Below are 14,686 nucleotides of genomic sequence, written 5' to 3'. Positions count from 1 at the left end.
GTTGCCTGCAGCGATCCTCGCCCGCAGGCAGATCACGAGCCTTATCTCGCGAGGATTGCATGTCGAGTCGTCTGCCACTTCATCGCTTTTCCCGCCGCGGCGCCACGGCGCGAGTTCGCGGCATGCTGCTGTGCCTGAGTCTTGCCGGCCTGACCCTGTCGGGCTGCGCGACGCGCGTGGAAACCAATGACCCTTACGCGGCCCCCGATGACAACAAGGCATCGACGGCCTATGTGGAACTTGGTGAGGCCTATCTGAGTCGTAATCAGTTGCAACGCGCGGACAATGCCTTCCAGAAGGCACTCAAGCTGCAGCAGGGGAATGCCGAAGCCAAAGCCGGGCTGGCGATGATCTATCAGCGTCAGGGCGAGAGCGTGCTGGCAGATGACTACTTCAAGCAGTCCATCGCCAGTGACCCCTCGTTCACGCGGGCACGCAACAACTATGCGGCATTCCTGTACTCGCGCGGGGAATACGTCGCCGCCTGCGAGCAGCTGGAAAAAGCCACGCAGGATCTGACCTATGACAACCGCGGCCAGCTCTACACCAACCTGGGGCGCTGTCAGCTGCAGCTGGGCAAGACGAGCGAGGCACGGGCGAACTTCGATCGTGCCGTCAAGATCAACCCGCGGGAAGCCGAGGCGTGGCTCGCCAAGGCGCGCATGGAACATGAAGCCGGTGACGATGACGCTGCCCAGCAGGCGCTGAGCCGATATTTCCGACTGAACGGCACCGACAGTGACAGTCTGGAACTGGCCGTGGATGTCGCCGTGGCACGCGGTGATGCACGCCTGGCGGACCTCTACGGCCGACAGCTGGAGCAGATCAGAACACGTGAGGCCGGACGCGCGGTCATCCGCACACCATGAAACCGGGGCTCGGGCGTGGCGTGACGCGGGAAACGCCCTGCGCGCCTGGCTCACCGGCCGTCACTCGGCGACAGGTTGCTTCGTTGAGGCACCGGAAGACCGAAATGCCGGTGAAAATTCTGGCCCGGCCTTGGTATAGTGCCGACGTCAACATGGCATGACGGCTTGCCATCGCCGGCGAGATCACGTCACCGTCGTGGCATGTCAGCTCGGCAGCCGGAGCGGATGGTCACTCCTGTTGGCAGTCACCCGTTTTCACGACCATCGTTCACAGCAGTTGTTTACAGTAACTGTTCACAGCAATACCGGAAGAGTACCCGGACAGGTATCCGGTCGTCCGTTCTTCCCTACAAGGATGCGCCATGAGCGAACATCAGCCCTCCCCTGACATGTCCGTCAGCGACACACTGCCTGGCAAGCTTCTCAAGGCTGAGCGGGAGCATCAGGGGCTGTCACGTGATGAAGTGGCAACACAGCTCAACCTGCGCCCCAGTCTGGTCGATGACCTGGAACGCGACCACTACGACCAGATCCCCATCGCGGCCTACCGCCGCGGTTACCTGCGCGCCTATGCCCGCTTGCTGGGCATGGATGAGAAAGCGGTCGTCGGCCAGTACAATGCCCAGTTCGGCACCACCGAGGTGGAGCGCCATCCTCCTGCGATGAGCCCCTCGGTGCGCCCGCCCGGCAAGCTGGGCAAGTACCTGTTTCGACTCGTCAGCCTGCTGGTCATCGCCGGATTGATCGGCCTCAGCTACGTCTGGTGGCAGAGTGGAGACTACGGACGCACTTCACCGTCAGAGACGTCCGACGCCGCCCCCCTCAGCGAAGACGCGACCGACGATGGCTCACCGGTCGTCAATGCCGATGGCTCGATCGAGCTGACCCTCTCCCAGACGGCAGCAGCGCCTGCCGCTGACGATGCCGGGGAGGCCAGCACCGGCGAATCCGTCGCGACGACACCCGGCGCGACTCCGGCCACGACTGGCGGCGACGTCAGCGAAACCGGCACCACGCCGGCGGATGCCAGCCTCGCGGCGGACACCACAAGCGACACCGCGGCTGCCGGCGCAGAGGACACGACAGAACCGCAAGCGGTACAGGAAGCTACCGCCCCTGCCGCTGACCCGCGCAAGCTGACACTGACCTTCAACAATGATTCCTGGACCGGCATCCGCGATGCAGATGGCAAGAAGCTGCTCTGGGGCACCTTCCCGGCAGGTAGCAGCGAGACTGTGGAAGGCAAGCCGCCGTTCAAGCTCACCATCGGCAAATCTGCGGGCGTCGTCCTTGAATACATGAACGAGCCGGTTGATCTGAAAAGCGCCACACGCGGCACCGTCGCCAAACTCACACTCGGTGAATGATCCGGAATCCCATGCATAGTCACTCCCCCATCAAGCGCCGCGTCTCGCGCAAGATTCATGTCGGCAACGTCGCCGTCGGCGGCGATGCACCGATTTCCGTGCAGAGCATGACCAATACCGACACCAACGATGTCGCCGCCACCGTCGCGCAGATCAAGCGCCTCGAGGATGCCGGTGCCGATATCGTGCGTGTCAGCGTGCCGGACATGGATGCCGCTGAAGCCTTCGGTCGCATCAAGCAGCAGAGCAACATCCCGCTGGTGGCCGATATCCACTTCGACTACAAGATCGCCCTGCGCGTCGCCGAGCTCGGCGTGGATTGCCTGCGCATCAACCCGGGCAACATCGGCCGTGAAGACCGTGTGCGTGCCGTGGTCAGTGCCGCGCGTGACAACGGTATCCCGATCCGCATCGGCGTCAACGCGGGCTCCCTGGAAAAGGACCTCCAGAAGAAATACGGCGAACCGACGCCGGCCGCGCTGGTCGAATCCGCCATGCGCCACATCGATCACCTCGATCGCCTCGATTTCCAGGAATACAAGGTCAGCGTCAAGGCCAGCGACATCTTCATGGCCGTCGCCGCCTATCGCGATCTGGCCACGCGCATCGAACAGCCGCTGCACCTGGGGATCACCGAAGCCGGCGGTCTGCGTTCCGGTACCGTGAAATCCTCCATCGGCCTCGGTATGCTGCTGATGGACGGCATCGGCGACACCATTCGTGTCTCGCTGGCCGCGGACCCGGTCGAGGAGATCAAGGTCGGCTTCGACATGCTCAAGAGTCTCAAGCTGCGTGCCAAGGGCATCAACTTCATTGCCTGCCCCAGCTGCTCACGTCAGAACTTCGACGTCATCAAGACCATGAACGAGCTGGAGAATCGCCTCGAGGACGTGCTGACGCCGCTGAACGTCTCGGTGATCGGCTGTGTCGTCAACGGCCCCGGTGAAGCCAAGGAGACCGATGTCGGACTGACCGGCGGCAGCCCGGCGAATCTGGTCTATCTGGACGGCAAGCCGGCCAGCAAGCTGACCAACGACACGCTCGTCGATGATCTGGAACGTCTGATTCGAGACAAGGTCGCCGAAAAAGAGGCCCGTGAGGCCGATACCATCATCCGCCAGGGCTGAGCACGTCTCAGCCGGCTTGCGCATCATCACGATGCGCCTTCGTCTCCCCGCCTGACGTCATGCTGTTGCATGCCGCTGCCGCGGGGAGATGCGCAAGGATTCAGGAGAGAACGTTGAGCACCAAGATCCAGGCCATCCGTGGCATGAACGACCTGCTGCCGGACCACTCACCGGTATGGCAATACTTCGAACGCCAGGTGCAGACCCTGATGGGCCAGTACGGCTATCGCGAGATTCGCACGCCCATCGTCGAGCAGACGGCGCTGTTCAAGCGCTCCATCGGCGAGGTGACCGACATCGTCGAGAAGGAGATGTACACCTTCGAGGATCGCAACGGCGACAGTCTGACCCTGCGCCCGGAAGGCACGGCCAGCTGCGTGCGCATGGCGATGGAGAACGGTCTGGTCCACAACCAGATCCAGCGCCTGTGGTATGCCGGCCCCATGTTCCGCCACGAGCGCCCGCAGAAAGGCCGTTATCGTCAGTTCCATCAGGTGGGTGTCGAAGCCTACGGCATGGATGGCCCGGACATCGATGCCGAGATGATCCTGATCTCGGCACGCCTGTGGCGTCAGCTGGGCCTGCTGGAGCACGTCACGCTCGAACTGAACTCACTGGGTAGCCTGGAAGCACGTGCTGCCTATCGTGACCTGCTGATCGAATACTTCGAGCAGCATCTGGATGTGCTCGACGAGGACGCCAAGCGTCGCCTGCACAGCAATCCGCTGCGCATTCTCGATACCAAGAACCCGGACATGGCCGCCGTCGTCGATGCCGCGCCGCGTCTCGGCGATCACCTGGATGAAGCCTCCCGCGTGCACTTCGAGGGCCTCAAGGCACGTCTCGATGCGGCGGGCATCCAGTACGTCATCAATCCGCGCCTGGTACGTGGCCTGGATTACTATTCGCGCAGCGTGTTCGAGTGGACCACCACCGCACTGGGCAGCCAGGGCACCGTGTGTGCCGGTGGCCGCTATGACAGCCTGTTCGAACAGCTGGGCGGCAAGCCGGTACCGGCGGTCGGCTTCGCCATGGGTGTCGAGCGCCTGATCCTGCTGCTCGAGACACTGGAACTGGTCCCGGAGGCCGTGCGTGAGACCGTCGATGTCTATCTGATGTCGATGGGCGAGCAGGCCGAAGCCGAATCCATGCGTCTGGCCGAAGATCTGCGCAGCGCCCTGCCCGACCTGCGCCTCGTGCTGCATTGCGGCGGCGGCAGCTTCAAGAGCCAGATGAAGAAGGCCGACAAGAGCGGCGCACGCGTGGCATTGATTCTCGGTGAGAATGAAGTCATCGAAGGGACCGTGGGACTCAAGTTCCTGCGCGAGGAGCGTGATCAGGAAACCCTGAATCAGCGTGCCCTCGGCGAGCGTCTCGCGAGTGTCTTCAGCGCCTGAGACGGCCAGTGAATATCCGGCGGGGCCAGTGCGCCCCGCCTCCCGAATGCATGTGCCGGCGTACCGGCCAGGTCAAGGAGACCGCCCGTGGCGGAAGAGCTCAGAAGCGAAGAAGAACAGCTTGAGGCCATCAAGCGCTGGTGGAGCGAGAACGGCAAGTCACTGATCGCCGGTGTCGTGCTGGCCGGTGCCGGCATCTTTGCCTTCAAGGCCTGGCAGAATTACGAGGCCAGTCAGTCCGAGGCAGCCTCCATGCGCTATCAGCAGCTGATCAGCCTCGTCAGTCAGCCCACGCTGGAAGATGCGGGTGTCCAGCGGGCACGCAACCTGATCAGTGAGCTGGAAAGCGAGCACGCCGACAGTCTCTATACCCAGATGGCCCATCTGCTGGATGCCAGCATGTCGGTGAAGGCCGATGACCTCGACGCTGCCGCCAAGGCACTGCAGAGCGTGGTGGACAGCGACGCCGACAGCTATCTCAAGGGGCTGGCCAGCCTGCGTCTGGCCCGACTCCATGTGGAGCTCGGCGAGCAGGACAAGGCCTTGAGCCTGCTGGAGAACCCGCCCACGACCCTCGCGGCACAGGCCGCCGCCGTGCGCGGGGATGCACTGGTGGCACAAGGCAAGCGTGATGAAGCCGTCGCGGCCTATCAAGAAGCCAGCCGCCTGTCCGAGCAGAGCGGCCAGCCGGTCTACGGGCTGGATCTGAAACTCGCCGACCTCGCCGTGGAGAGCCCGTCATGAAACTGAATCACCGCCTGTCGCTGCCTGTGTCGCTGCTGACCGTCAGCCTGTTGGCCGGTTGCGCCAGCAGTGCCCAGCCAGAGTATGCCCCCAAGGAACTCGTCGACTTCGATGCCACGGTGGCGCTGGATTCCGCCTGGAGCGAATCGGTCGGCAACGGCCTGGGTCGCGCTCACTACCCGCTGGCCCCCATCGTGGCCAATGACCGGCTGTTCGTGGCGGCTGAAGAGGGTGAGCTGGAAGCCTTCGATGCCAAGACCGGCGACGAGGTCTGGCAGATCACCCTGCCGGCCGGCATCACCAGTGCACTGAATGCCGACCCGTCTCGTCTGTATGTCGGTACCCGCGATGGCAAGGTCAGCGCCATTGACCAGCAGGACGGCAGCATCGAATGGAGCACGCGAGTCTCCAGCGAAGTGCTGGCCGCACCTCAGTACAACGAGGAGCTGATCGTGGTGCAGAGCGTCGATGGCAGCGTGACCGCACTGGATCGCTTCACCGGCGAGGAACAGTGGGTCTATTCCGCGACCATCCCCGCGTTGACGCTGCGCGGCACCGGCGCACCGCGCGTCATCCAGCCGGTCACCTTCGCCGGCTTCGCCAATGGCAAGCTCGTGACCCTGGACAACCGCTCGGGTCAGGAGCTGTGGGACCTGCGGGTCGCGGTGCCCTCCGGGCGTACCGAAGTGGATCAGCTGGTGGATCTGGATGGCCAGCCGGTGCTGACCCGTGACGGTCGCCTGTACGTCACCAGCTACAACGGCCGTCTGATCGCGCTGGATGCTCGCAATGGCGAGCCGCTGTGGGACAAGCCTTCCTCCAGCTACCTGACACCAATCGTCGTGGGTGACTACCTGTTCAGCATCGACAACGCCAGCCACATCCTGGCGATGGATGCCAACACCGGCAACGTGCTGTGGAAATCGGAAGACCTCGAGGGTCGCTGGCTGACCTCTCCCGCCTTCATCGATGGCAAGCTGGTGGTGGGAGATTATGAAGGCTACGTGCACCTGATCGATGCCCAGAGTGGGGAAATGGCTGGCCGCTACGACGTCGGTGGCGACGGCATCAGCATCACGCCGCTCACCGAAGGCAAGCGCATCTTCGTCTACACCAATGATGGCGAGCTGACCGCACTGGATCTCGAAGCTCCCTGAGTCCGGTCGGGAAGCCTCTGCAACGCATCAACGGCAGCCCCAGTGCTGCCGTTGATGCGTTGTGGGCACGCAATGCCGTCTACGCCATTGGTAGCGTCATGCTCGCAGTGCTAGAATACCGCCCCCGCTGACCACACGAGTCGGCTGACGCGCCAAGGTGTCGGCAGATTCGCTGAACTCAGCCCCGAGATCATTTCCGCAGAGAGTGCCAAGGCCCACTCTGCGGGCCATACTGGAGACACGCCTCGTCAGGCGCCTGCCGACGACGCCCTTCAGTGACCCAAGTCCGATATCATCGCTATCGCCCTGCCTGCACAAGGTGCTTTCCAGCCGTCATGGTTCGAAGCAGACCGCCCGGGGCCGGCATCGATGCTATCCCTGCGAATGCTGTGAGATTTCATGAACCCCGTGATCGCCCTGGTCGGCCGCCCGAATGTCGGCAAGTCGACGCTATTCAATCGCCTCACCAAGACCCGTGATGCCCTGGTCGCCGACTTCCCGGGCCTGACCCGTGACCGCAAGTACGGCACCGGCAAGGTCGGTGGCAAGCCCTACACCGTCATCGACACCGGCGGCATCAGCGGTGACGAGGAAGGTATCGACCTGATGATGGCGGGCCAGTCGCTGGCCGCCATCGATGAGGCCGACATCGTGCTGTTCATGGTCGACGCGCGCGCCGGCCTGAACATGGCCGATGAAGCCATCGCCAACCACCTGCGCATCAACCAGAAGAAGACCTGGCTGGTGGTCAACAAGACCGACGGCATGGACGAGGAAATCGGCAAGTCCGACTTCTGGACCCTGGGTCTGGGTGACCCGCGCGCCATCGCCGCCGAGCATGGTCGCAACGTCACCACGCTGCTGGAAGAGGTACTCTCGCCCTACCCGGAAGTCGAGGAAGGCGAAGACGAGGACCTGCATCCGGAGCTGGATGACCGCGGCGTGCGCATCGGCATCATCGGTCGCCCGAACGTCGGCAAGTCGACGCTGGTCAACCGCCTGCTGGGCGAGGAGCGCGTGGTCGTCTTTGACCAGGCCGGCACCACCACCGACGCCGTGGAGATTCCCTTCGAGCGTCGTGGCAAGCCGTATCTGCTGGTCGATACCGCCGGGATCCGTCGCCGCAAGAACGTGCGCGAAGTGGTGGAGAAGTTCTCCATCATCAAGACCCTGGAAGCGATCAAGAAGTGCAACGTCGCCGTGATGGTGCTCGATGCCCGTCAGGGCCTGGTCGAGCAGGATCTCCACCTGTTGGACTTCGTGCTGACCAGCGGTCGCGCTCTGGTGCTGGTGGTCAACAAGTGGGATGGCCTGGAAAGCGAAGCCAAGGAGAAGATGCGTTCCGAGATCAAGCGTCGCCTGGGCTTTGCCGACTACGCCGACCTGCACTTCATCTCCGCACTGCACGGTACGGCGGTGGGTGACCTCTACCCGTCCATCGACCGCGCCTTCGAGAGTGCCGTGGCCCGCTGGTCGACCAAGCGCCTGACCACCCTGCTGCAGGATGCCACTCAGGCGCACCAGCCGCCGATGGTCAACGGCCGTCGCATCAAGCTGCGCATGGCGCACCAGGGCGGCGCCAATCCGCCGCTGATCGTGGTGCACGGCAACCAGACCAACAAGCTGCCGGAAGCCTACAAGCGCTATCTGACCAACACCTTCCGCAAGGTGCTCAAGGTCAAGGGCACGCCGATGCGCTTTGAGTTCCGCTCAGGCGACAACCCCTTCGACGGTGCCCAGGGCAGCGATGACCGCGAGCGCGCGAAAGAGCGTTCACTGGCGCGCACCAAGGAAGCCCGCAAGGAACGCAAGCAACGCCGCTGATCACAGCCGCCGCGCATGCTCTGAACAGGTTCCGCACCTGAACGACGCCGCCCCCGCAGATGACTGCAGGGGCGGCGTCTTCGTCTGGGCGCATTGCCTCAGGCCAGTGGCCGGTGCTGCACACCCCGGTCACATGATGGCATCAGGCTTCCAGCGTCTTCTGTCCCGCCCACAGGTTGGCGAACTGCCAGGCAGCACGCCCGCTGCGCACCCCGCGCTGAGTGGCGTAACGCAACGCCTCGGCACGCGCCGCCTCGTCGAAGCTGCCCGCGCCGAGACGCCATTCCACCCAGTGCTGACAGGTCTCCAGGTAGGCATCCTGATTGAAGGGATGGAAGGCCAGCCACAGGCCGAAGCGGTCCGACAGCGAGATCTTCTCTTCCACCGCATCGCCATGATGCAGCTCGCCATCGACGATATGCGTGTCGTGATTGTCGCTCATGTGCTCCGGCAGCAGATGACGACGGTTGGACGTGGCGTACAGCAGCACGTTCTCCGGCGGGCCCGTCAGGGTGCCATCCAGCACGCTCTTGAGCGCCTTGTAGGCGTCATCGCTACCCTCGAAGGACAGGTCATCACAATAGACGATGAAGCGGTGCGGCTGTTGTGCCAGCTCGGCGACCAGCCCCGGCAGCGCCGGCAGGTCGTGACGGTCTATCTGGATCAACCGCAGACCTTCACTGCCCAGGGTGTTGAGCAGCGCACGTACCAGCGATGACTTGCCGGTGCCACGCGCGCCCCACAGCAGCGCGTGGTTGGCCGGCCGACCCGCCAGGAAGGCGCGGGTATTGGCCAGCAGCTCGCGCTTCTGACGGGCGATGCCGAGCAGATCCTCGAGCGTCAGGGCATCACGCGGCGCGATCGGGGTCAGGCGGCCGCCCAGGGGGTGGCGGGTCCACAAGGCGGCGACGTCTCGTGTCCAGTCCACCTCGACAGCCGTCGGCGGCAGCATCGGCTCCAGACGGTCCAGCAACTGCGAGAGGCGGTGTTCAAACTCTGGTGACATGATGACTCCCTGTCAGGTACATGGGGCAAGGGCCGTGGCAGGCCCATGAGATCGCGCCCAGTATCTCATGCCCGGCGAGCCCGTCTGGCCTGACGTTGCTGTGATCTCAGCAACGTATCATTTCGCTGACTGCACCACTGCGCCTATCCGGTTATGCTGTCTGCACGTTTCTTGCACGTTCAGCACCGCCTTGCCGTGCACTCGAAGGTTGTCATCGTCACCATTGCCAGGAGGCCTCAATGCCAGGATTGCTCGATCACTCATCTCCCCGCGCCCTGCGCCGTCTGCTCCCGCTGGCGGCTCTTGCGGCGTCCGTCACCCTGAGTGCCTGCGCCAGTTCTCCTCTGGGCCGAAGCCAATTGACGCTCTATTCGGATCAGGAGCTGGAGAAGATGGGAGAAGCCAGCTTCAGCAAGTACCAACAGGAGCTGCCGGTGGTGGAAGGCCGCCAGGATGCCTATGTCAGCTGCGTGGCAGATGCCGTGACCGCCAAGGTGCCCGCCAGCTATGGCATCAGCGAGTGGCAGGTCAAGGTATTCGAGGATGACTCTGCCAATGCCTTCGCACTGCCGGGCGGCTACATCGGCGTCAACACCGGTCTGCTGGAAGTCGCCGAGAATCAGGATCAGCTGGCGACCGTCATCGGCCATGAGATCGCCCACGTGCTGGCCCGCCATGCCAATGAGCGCGTCTCGACCCAATCCCTGACGTCCGCAGGTCTTTCCCTGACCCAGGCACTGGCCGGACTGGAAGGCACCGGCGGTGACCAGCTCATGGGATTGCTGGGCATGGGCGCGGAATATGGCGTGCTCAAGCCGTTCTCGCGTTCACATGAGTCCGAGGCCGACCTGCTGGGGCTGGACCTGATGGCCGAAGCCGGCTTTGACCCACGTGCCAGCATCAAGCTGTGGGCCAACATGAACGCCTCCGGTGGCGCTCAGCCTCCGGTCTGGATGTCCACTCACCCCAGTGACGAGCAGCGCATGACCGCGCTCAACGAGCGCCTCGAGACCGCATTGCCGACCTACCAGCAGGCACGGGCCGCCGGCGAGAAGCCCAACTGCGACAGGCTGCGCTGAGCCGGCTTACGCAGGAGAACGTCCCCGTCTTCCAGAGGCGCCTGTCGGGCGCCTCTGGCATCTCTGCCGCGCATTCATCGATCTCGTGTCCCGACGTCTCACCGCCGTGCGCCACTCTGAATCCGGACGACTCCACCAGGCGCATGAATGTAAAAAGGTGGCGCCAAATGTGTCGATATACGCGTTGTGAGTGGCGACGTTGCTAGTCTTCAGACATGCGCTCACCTACCCCCCGAGAAATGTCACCGTGAGCGTCCTCTCGCCCCCAGCCAAGGATGTATCACATGACGCGACATGCACTCATCATCGACGATGATCCGGACTTTCGTGAGCTGATCGCCGGACTGCTTTCCACCTTCGGATTCAGCTGCATGGAAAGTGAGGGACTGCAGGACATCGCCTGTGACCCTTCCTCTCTGCAGGCAGACCTCATCCTGGTGGATTATGAACTGGGGGACTTCACCGGCGCTGATGTTCTCAGCTATCTGCGTGAGCGCAATGTCGAGGCGGGCATCATTCTGATGAGCGCCTGTCACGATGACGACATGCAGGCGATGATCAATCAGGGCCGACGCAGTGGCCTGGACATGCTGGGACAGCTCAACAAGCCGTTCGATCTCAAGCATCTGGCGTCCATGCTCAATGATCTCGATGAACACCATAATCCGCTGACGCTCGCGGAGCTGGATGAGGCCCTGGCCCAACAGCAGCTGCATCTCGTCTATCAACCCAAGATCGATCTTGCCAGTGGCCAGCTGAGTGGTGCCGAGGCCCTCGTGCGTTGGCAGCATCCTCTGCGCGGCATGGTCATGCCCAACCAGTTCATCGCCCTGGCGGAGCGCAGCAATCGCATCGAATCGCTTACCTGGCAGGTTATCAATCAGGGATTCGGTCAGCAGCAGGAGTGGCAATCACAGGGCCTCACGCTGAATCTGGCGCTCAATCTTTCCCCACAACTGCTTCGCTCGCGTGACATGCTGAAGAAGCTTGATGCACTTGCCAGCCAGCATCAGGTCGACCCCCATACGATCACCCTGGAGCTCACGGAAAGTTGCGGTATCGACTGTCTGACCTACGCCCGCCATCTCCTGAACGCCATTCGCGAGCGCGGTTATCGCCTGGCACTGGATGACTTCGGTACCGGCTTCTCCTCGATGATGCAGCTCTACAATCTGCCCTTTGACGAGCTGAAGATCGACCAGTGCTTCGTCGGCCGCAGCGATAGCCACCCGGAAGCCCGTGCCATCACACGCACCATCGTCGAGCTTGGCCAGCGACTCAATCTCGCTGTCGTCGGGGAAGGCATCGAGACGACACAGCAACGCGACTACCTCTGCGATACTCGCTGCAATCTCGGCCAGGGCTATCTCTTCGCGCGGCCCATGACAGTCACCGACTTCAATGCCTGGAGCCACTGCCCACCCACTGCCGTCAGTGCCCTCATCCAGCGCCATGCGCCTTCCGTTCACTGACAGACAGGCTTCCCATCAACGCATGCCCGGATCAAGAAAGCCGACTCGAGCAAGCGGATGCTCCTTCAAGACAGAAACGCCACTCATGTCACCATGGGTGGCGTTTCTGTCTTGCGAGCCCTGCACTTCCTACACTCCCTGCACTTCCTGCACTTCCTGCACTCTTTTCTCTTCCGCTTCACTTCCCTTCGCTCGCCTATCGCCCTCACATGAGGGCTCCTGCAAAAGGCACTTCAGGAGAAAAAGCCCTTCAGGAGAGCAGATATCCCTGCTCGAGAAGACTGTCGCGCGTCGGCACACTCAAGGCGCGCAGCGTGGCGACATGATGATGGGCCCGGGTCATGTCTTCGGAGATCGCGGCCTCCTCCAACGCCCTGGCACCGCTGGCGATACCGCTGCATCCCAACGAAGCAGAGGCCCCTTTCAGGGAATGCGCTTCCCGCTTGAGCTCCCCGAGATCCCTCTGCTGTAGCAGGGTCAACATCACGTCGAGTCGCCCCTCGAGGCGCGTCAGGTAATTGCTCAACAGTCGTGAGTAAGCCTCGCGACTCAGGGTGGCAAGCAGCTCCTGACAGGTCGCCTGCTGAAGCAGCGATGACGGGTTGCCCTGCAGGTCACACTGATCAGAGGCCGGATCGGCGCCAGCATGTGTCTCGTCAGATGACGGCTCCGTACCGAGCGGCGCCGCTTGCTCCTCCGCCAGGCTCGCCATGGCGAGAACTTCCGTGCCAGATTTCGCGTCAGACTCCGCGCCAGAGCCCACGCCAGCGTCCACGGGAATCTCCTGCTGGCGGGACGTCAGATATTGGTGCAGCACCTGCTGCAGGTCATCACGAGTGAAGGGCTTGTGCAGGACACCGTCCATTCCGGCCTCGATGCAACGGCGTGCATCTTCCTGCATCACGTTGGCAGTCATCGCGATGATCGGCAGGCGGGTCGCGGACGTCTCGGCTTCCCGTTGACGCCAGCGTCGTGTCGTCTCCAGACCATCCAGCACTGGCATCTGCATGTCCATGAAGATCAGATCAACCTCATGGTCCGCCTGCGACAGCCAGGCCAGCGCCTGCTCCCCCTCCTCGACGATCGTGACCTGCTGCCCCAGATATTCCAGCATTGCGCGAGCCAGCGACTGATTGACCTCGTTGTCTTCCACCACCAGAACGCGGGCCTCGGGCAAGAGGGCTTCCCTCGCCGTCTGCTGGGGGCAGGCCTCGGAGGCTGTCAGCACCGGCAACGGCACGCGACACCAGAATCGACTGCCGAGGCCAAGATGACTCTCCACGCCGATCTCTCCACCCATTGCCTCCACCAGCCGCTTGCAGATGGCCAATCCCAGCCCGGTCCCTTCATGGCGACGTGCCATCGAGGTATCCACCTGGGTGAAGGGGGCAAACAGCTGACTCACCTGGTCAGAGGCGATACCGCAACCGCTGTCGTGGACCTCGAAATGAAGGGTCTCGTCCTCTTGCGACGACACCCGCAACCGGATGGTCCCCTGGGGACAGAACTTGAACGCGTTGTTGAGCAGGTTGGTCAGCACCTGGCGCAGACGATTGACGTCTCCCTCGACCCAGACAGGCAGGTCATCGGCACGCTCCTCCAGGAAGATGCGCGAGCACCCCTTGCCGGCACCGTCTGCCTGACGGGTGTAATGCGCGGACAATGACTCGAGAAAGTCGGGCAGCGAGAAGCAGCGCCGGTCCAGCTCCAGCTTGCCGGCCTCGATCTTGGAATAATCCAGCACGTCATTGATGACGGCCTGCAGACTCTCGGCACTCTGACGCAGCATCACCAGATATTGCTGCCCACGCTGGGTCGAGACTTCCTCACCGATGAGGTCCGATACGCCGACCATGCCGTTGAGAGGCGTGCGTATCTCATGACTCATGATCGCCATGAATTCCGACTTGGCACGACTGGCGGCCTGCGCCAGCTGCACCATGCCATCCAGCTCCTGAGTACGCTCCTCCAGCTTGCGGGTCTTGGAGGCCCGCCCGCGACTCTCGACGATCAGAGCGACCACCAGGACAGTGCCGCTGAGGGTCATCAGCAGGACCAGTGACAGCGCGAGTGCATACAGATTGAGAAGCTCTGTACGCTCCTTCGTGCGCTGCAAGGCAGCCTCCGCATTGATATCCAGCAGCAGCTTGCCTGTCTGCTCCTGAAGAGAGACCAGGCGACTGAGCAGCTGCGCGTAGAGTGCCTCTTCACGCTGCTGACGACTCGCAAGCTCCATGATGCCGTTGTCCAGCACCTCGATTCTGGGCAGCATCGCCAGCAGCTGGACATGCAGTTCCGGCATCCCCGCCAGCATGCTGCCGAGTTGACCGTTCTGCAGCAGCTGTACCCGGCTGTACAGGATATCCAGACGCAACAGCAGCTCACTGTCATCCATCAGTTCCGGTGGCGTGGGAGACTGCTGCTCCTCGGCCACCACCATGCGCAGCTCGCGTACCTCCCTGTCGAACTGATAGACCGCCCAGATCAGATTCTCGCGCAGCTTGTGCTCAAGGGCCTGCTGGCGTTGGTAGACCAGCACGCCAGTCACCAGTGCCGAGACGAAAAACAGCGTCGCGGCAATGGCGATGGCGGTTCTGAAATGCAGAGAACGAAGAGGATTCATGCACAGGCATCCTGCCAGAGC

11 protein-coding genes are annotated in these 14,686 nt (G+C 62.9%); 9 read left to right on the top strand and 2 right to left on the bottom strand.

The features are described 5' to 3' along the window. Positions 1-59: 59 nt before the first annotated feature. The 7 genes from pilW (at position 60) to der (ending at position 8,485) form a co-directional block, all read left to right on the top strand. The gene (gene pilW / locus OW493_RS13725; RefSeq protein WP_289864453.1) at positions 60-869 is read left to right on the top strand and encodes a type IV pilus biogenesis/stability protein PilW; all 810 of its coding nucleotides are present in this window, start codon (positions 60-62) and stop codon (positions 867-869) included. A 362-nt stretch (positions 870-1,231) separates the two neighbouring features. Beyond that, positions 1,232-2,236, top strand: a complete 1,005-nt coding sequence (locus OW493_RS13720) for a RodZ domain-containing protein (RefSeq protein ID WP_289864451.1) — start codon at positions 1,232-1,234, stop codon at positions 2,234-2,236. Between the two features lie 11 nt (positions 2,237-2,247). Further along, positions 2,248-3,363: a flavodoxin-dependent (E)-4-hydroxy-3-methylbut-2-enyl-diphosphate synthase gene (gene ispG / locus OW493_RS13715; protein ID WP_077380065.1), complete on the top strand. Its 1,116-nt coding sequence runs from the start codon at positions 2,248-2,250 to the stop codon at positions 3,361-3,363. A 113-nt stretch (positions 3,364-3,476) separates the two neighbouring features. Continuing rightward, on the top strand, positions 3,477-4,760 hold the full coding sequence (hisS, locus tag OW493_RS13710; protein WP_127734456.1) for a histidine--tRNA ligase: 1,284 nt from the start codon (positions 3,477-3,479) through the stop codon (positions 4,758-4,760). Positions 4,761-4,847: 87 nt separating this feature from the next. Then, positions 4,848-5,504 carry a tetratricopeptide repeat protein gene (locus OW493_RS13705; protein ID WP_084207900.1) on the top strand — a complete coding sequence of 219 codons (657 nt, stop codon included), beginning with the start codon at positions 4,848-4,850 and terminating at the stop codon, positions 5,502-5,504. Next, complete coding sequence (bamB, locus tag OW493_RS13700; RefSeq protein ID WP_077380072.1) at positions 5,501-6,661, top strand: outer membrane protein assembly factor BamB; 1,161 nt, start codon at positions 5,501-5,503, stop codon at positions 6,659-6,661. The genes OW493_RS13705 and bamB overlap by 4 nt, the downstream gene beginning before the upstream one ends. A gap of 399 nt (positions 6,662-7,060) precedes the next feature. Then, positions 7,061-8,485, top strand: coding sequence for a ribosome biogenesis GTPase Der (gene der, locus OW493_RS13695; RefSeq protein ID WP_077380074.1), 1,425 nt, complete (start codon positions 7,061-7,063; stop codon positions 8,483-8,485). 142 nt (positions 8,486-8,627) lie between these two features. Here der and OW493_RS13690 read toward each other — a convergent pair whose 3' ends face one another. Beyond that, positions 8,628-9,491, bottom strand: a complete 864-nt coding sequence (locus tag OW493_RS13690) for an ATP-binding protein (protein WP_077380076.1) — start codon at positions 9,489-9,491, stop codon at positions 8,628-8,630. 239 nt (positions 9,492-9,730) lie between these two features. On the opposite strand from OW493_RS13690, the gene OW493_RS13685 reads away from it, so the two are divergent. Next, positions 9,731-10,570: a M48 family metallopeptidase gene (locus OW493_RS13685; protein WP_170877501.1), complete on the top strand. Its 840-nt coding sequence runs from the start codon at positions 9,731-9,733 to the stop codon at positions 10,568-10,570. A gap of 284 nt (positions 10,571-10,854) precedes the next feature. Beyond that, positions 10,855-12,042, top strand: a complete 1,188-nt coding sequence (locus OW493_RS13680; RefSeq protein ID WP_289864437.1) for an EAL domain-containing response regulator — start codon at positions 10,855-10,857, stop codon at positions 12,040-12,042. Positions 12,043-12,292: 250 nt separating this feature from the next. Here OW493_RS13680 and OW493_RS13675 read toward each other — a convergent pair whose 3' ends face one another. Then, entirely contained in the window at positions 12,293-14,665 is a 2,373-nt protein-coding gene (locus OW493_RS13675) for an ATP-binding protein (RefSeq protein ID WP_289864435.1), read from the bottom strand. Between the last annotated feature and the right edge of the window lie 21 nt (positions 14,666-14,686).

This window comes from Cobetia sp. 14N.309.X.WAT.E.A4 (assembly GCF_030397495.1).
Lineage (GTDB): Bacteria > Pseudomonadota > Gammaproteobacteria > Pseudomonadales > Halomonadaceae > Cobetia > Cobetia marina.
Note: the sequence above shows the minus strand (reverse complement) of the source record. Positions and strands in the feature narration are given on the sequence as shown.

Coding starts and splice junctions, on each gene's coding strand:
- pilW (WP_289864453.1), top strand. CDS start 60: ATGTCGAGTCGTCTGCCACTTCATCGCTTTTCCCGCCGCGGCGCCACG.
- OW493_RS13720 (WP_289864451.1), top strand. CDS start 1,232: ATGAGCGAACATCAGCCCTCCCCTGACATGTCCGTCAGCGACACACTG.
- ispG (WP_077380065.1), top strand. CDS start 2,248: ATGCATAGTCACTCCCCCATCAAGCGCCGCGTCTCGCGCAAGATTCAT.
- bamB (WP_077380072.1), top strand. CDS start 5,501: ATGAAACTGAATCACCGCCTGTCGCTGCCTGTGTCGCTGCTGACCGTC.
- der (WP_077380074.1), top strand. CDS start 7,061: ATGAACCCCGTGATCGCCCTGGTCGGCCGCCCGAATGTCGGCAAGTCG.
- OW493_RS13690 (WP_077380076.1), bottom strand. CDS start 9,491: ATGTCACCAGAGTTTGAACACCGCCTCTCGCAGTTGCTGGACCGTCTG.
- OW493_RS13685 (WP_170877501.1), top strand. CDS start 9,731: ATGCCAGGATTGCTCGATCACTCATCTCCCCGCGCCCTGCGCCGTCTG.
- OW493_RS13680 (WP_289864437.1), top strand. CDS start 10,855: ATGACGCGACATGCACTCATCATCGACGATGATCCGGACTTTCGTGAG.
- OW493_RS13675 (WP_289864435.1), bottom strand. CDS start 14,665: ATGAATCCTCTTCGTTCTCTGCATTTCAGAACCGCCATCGCCATTGCC.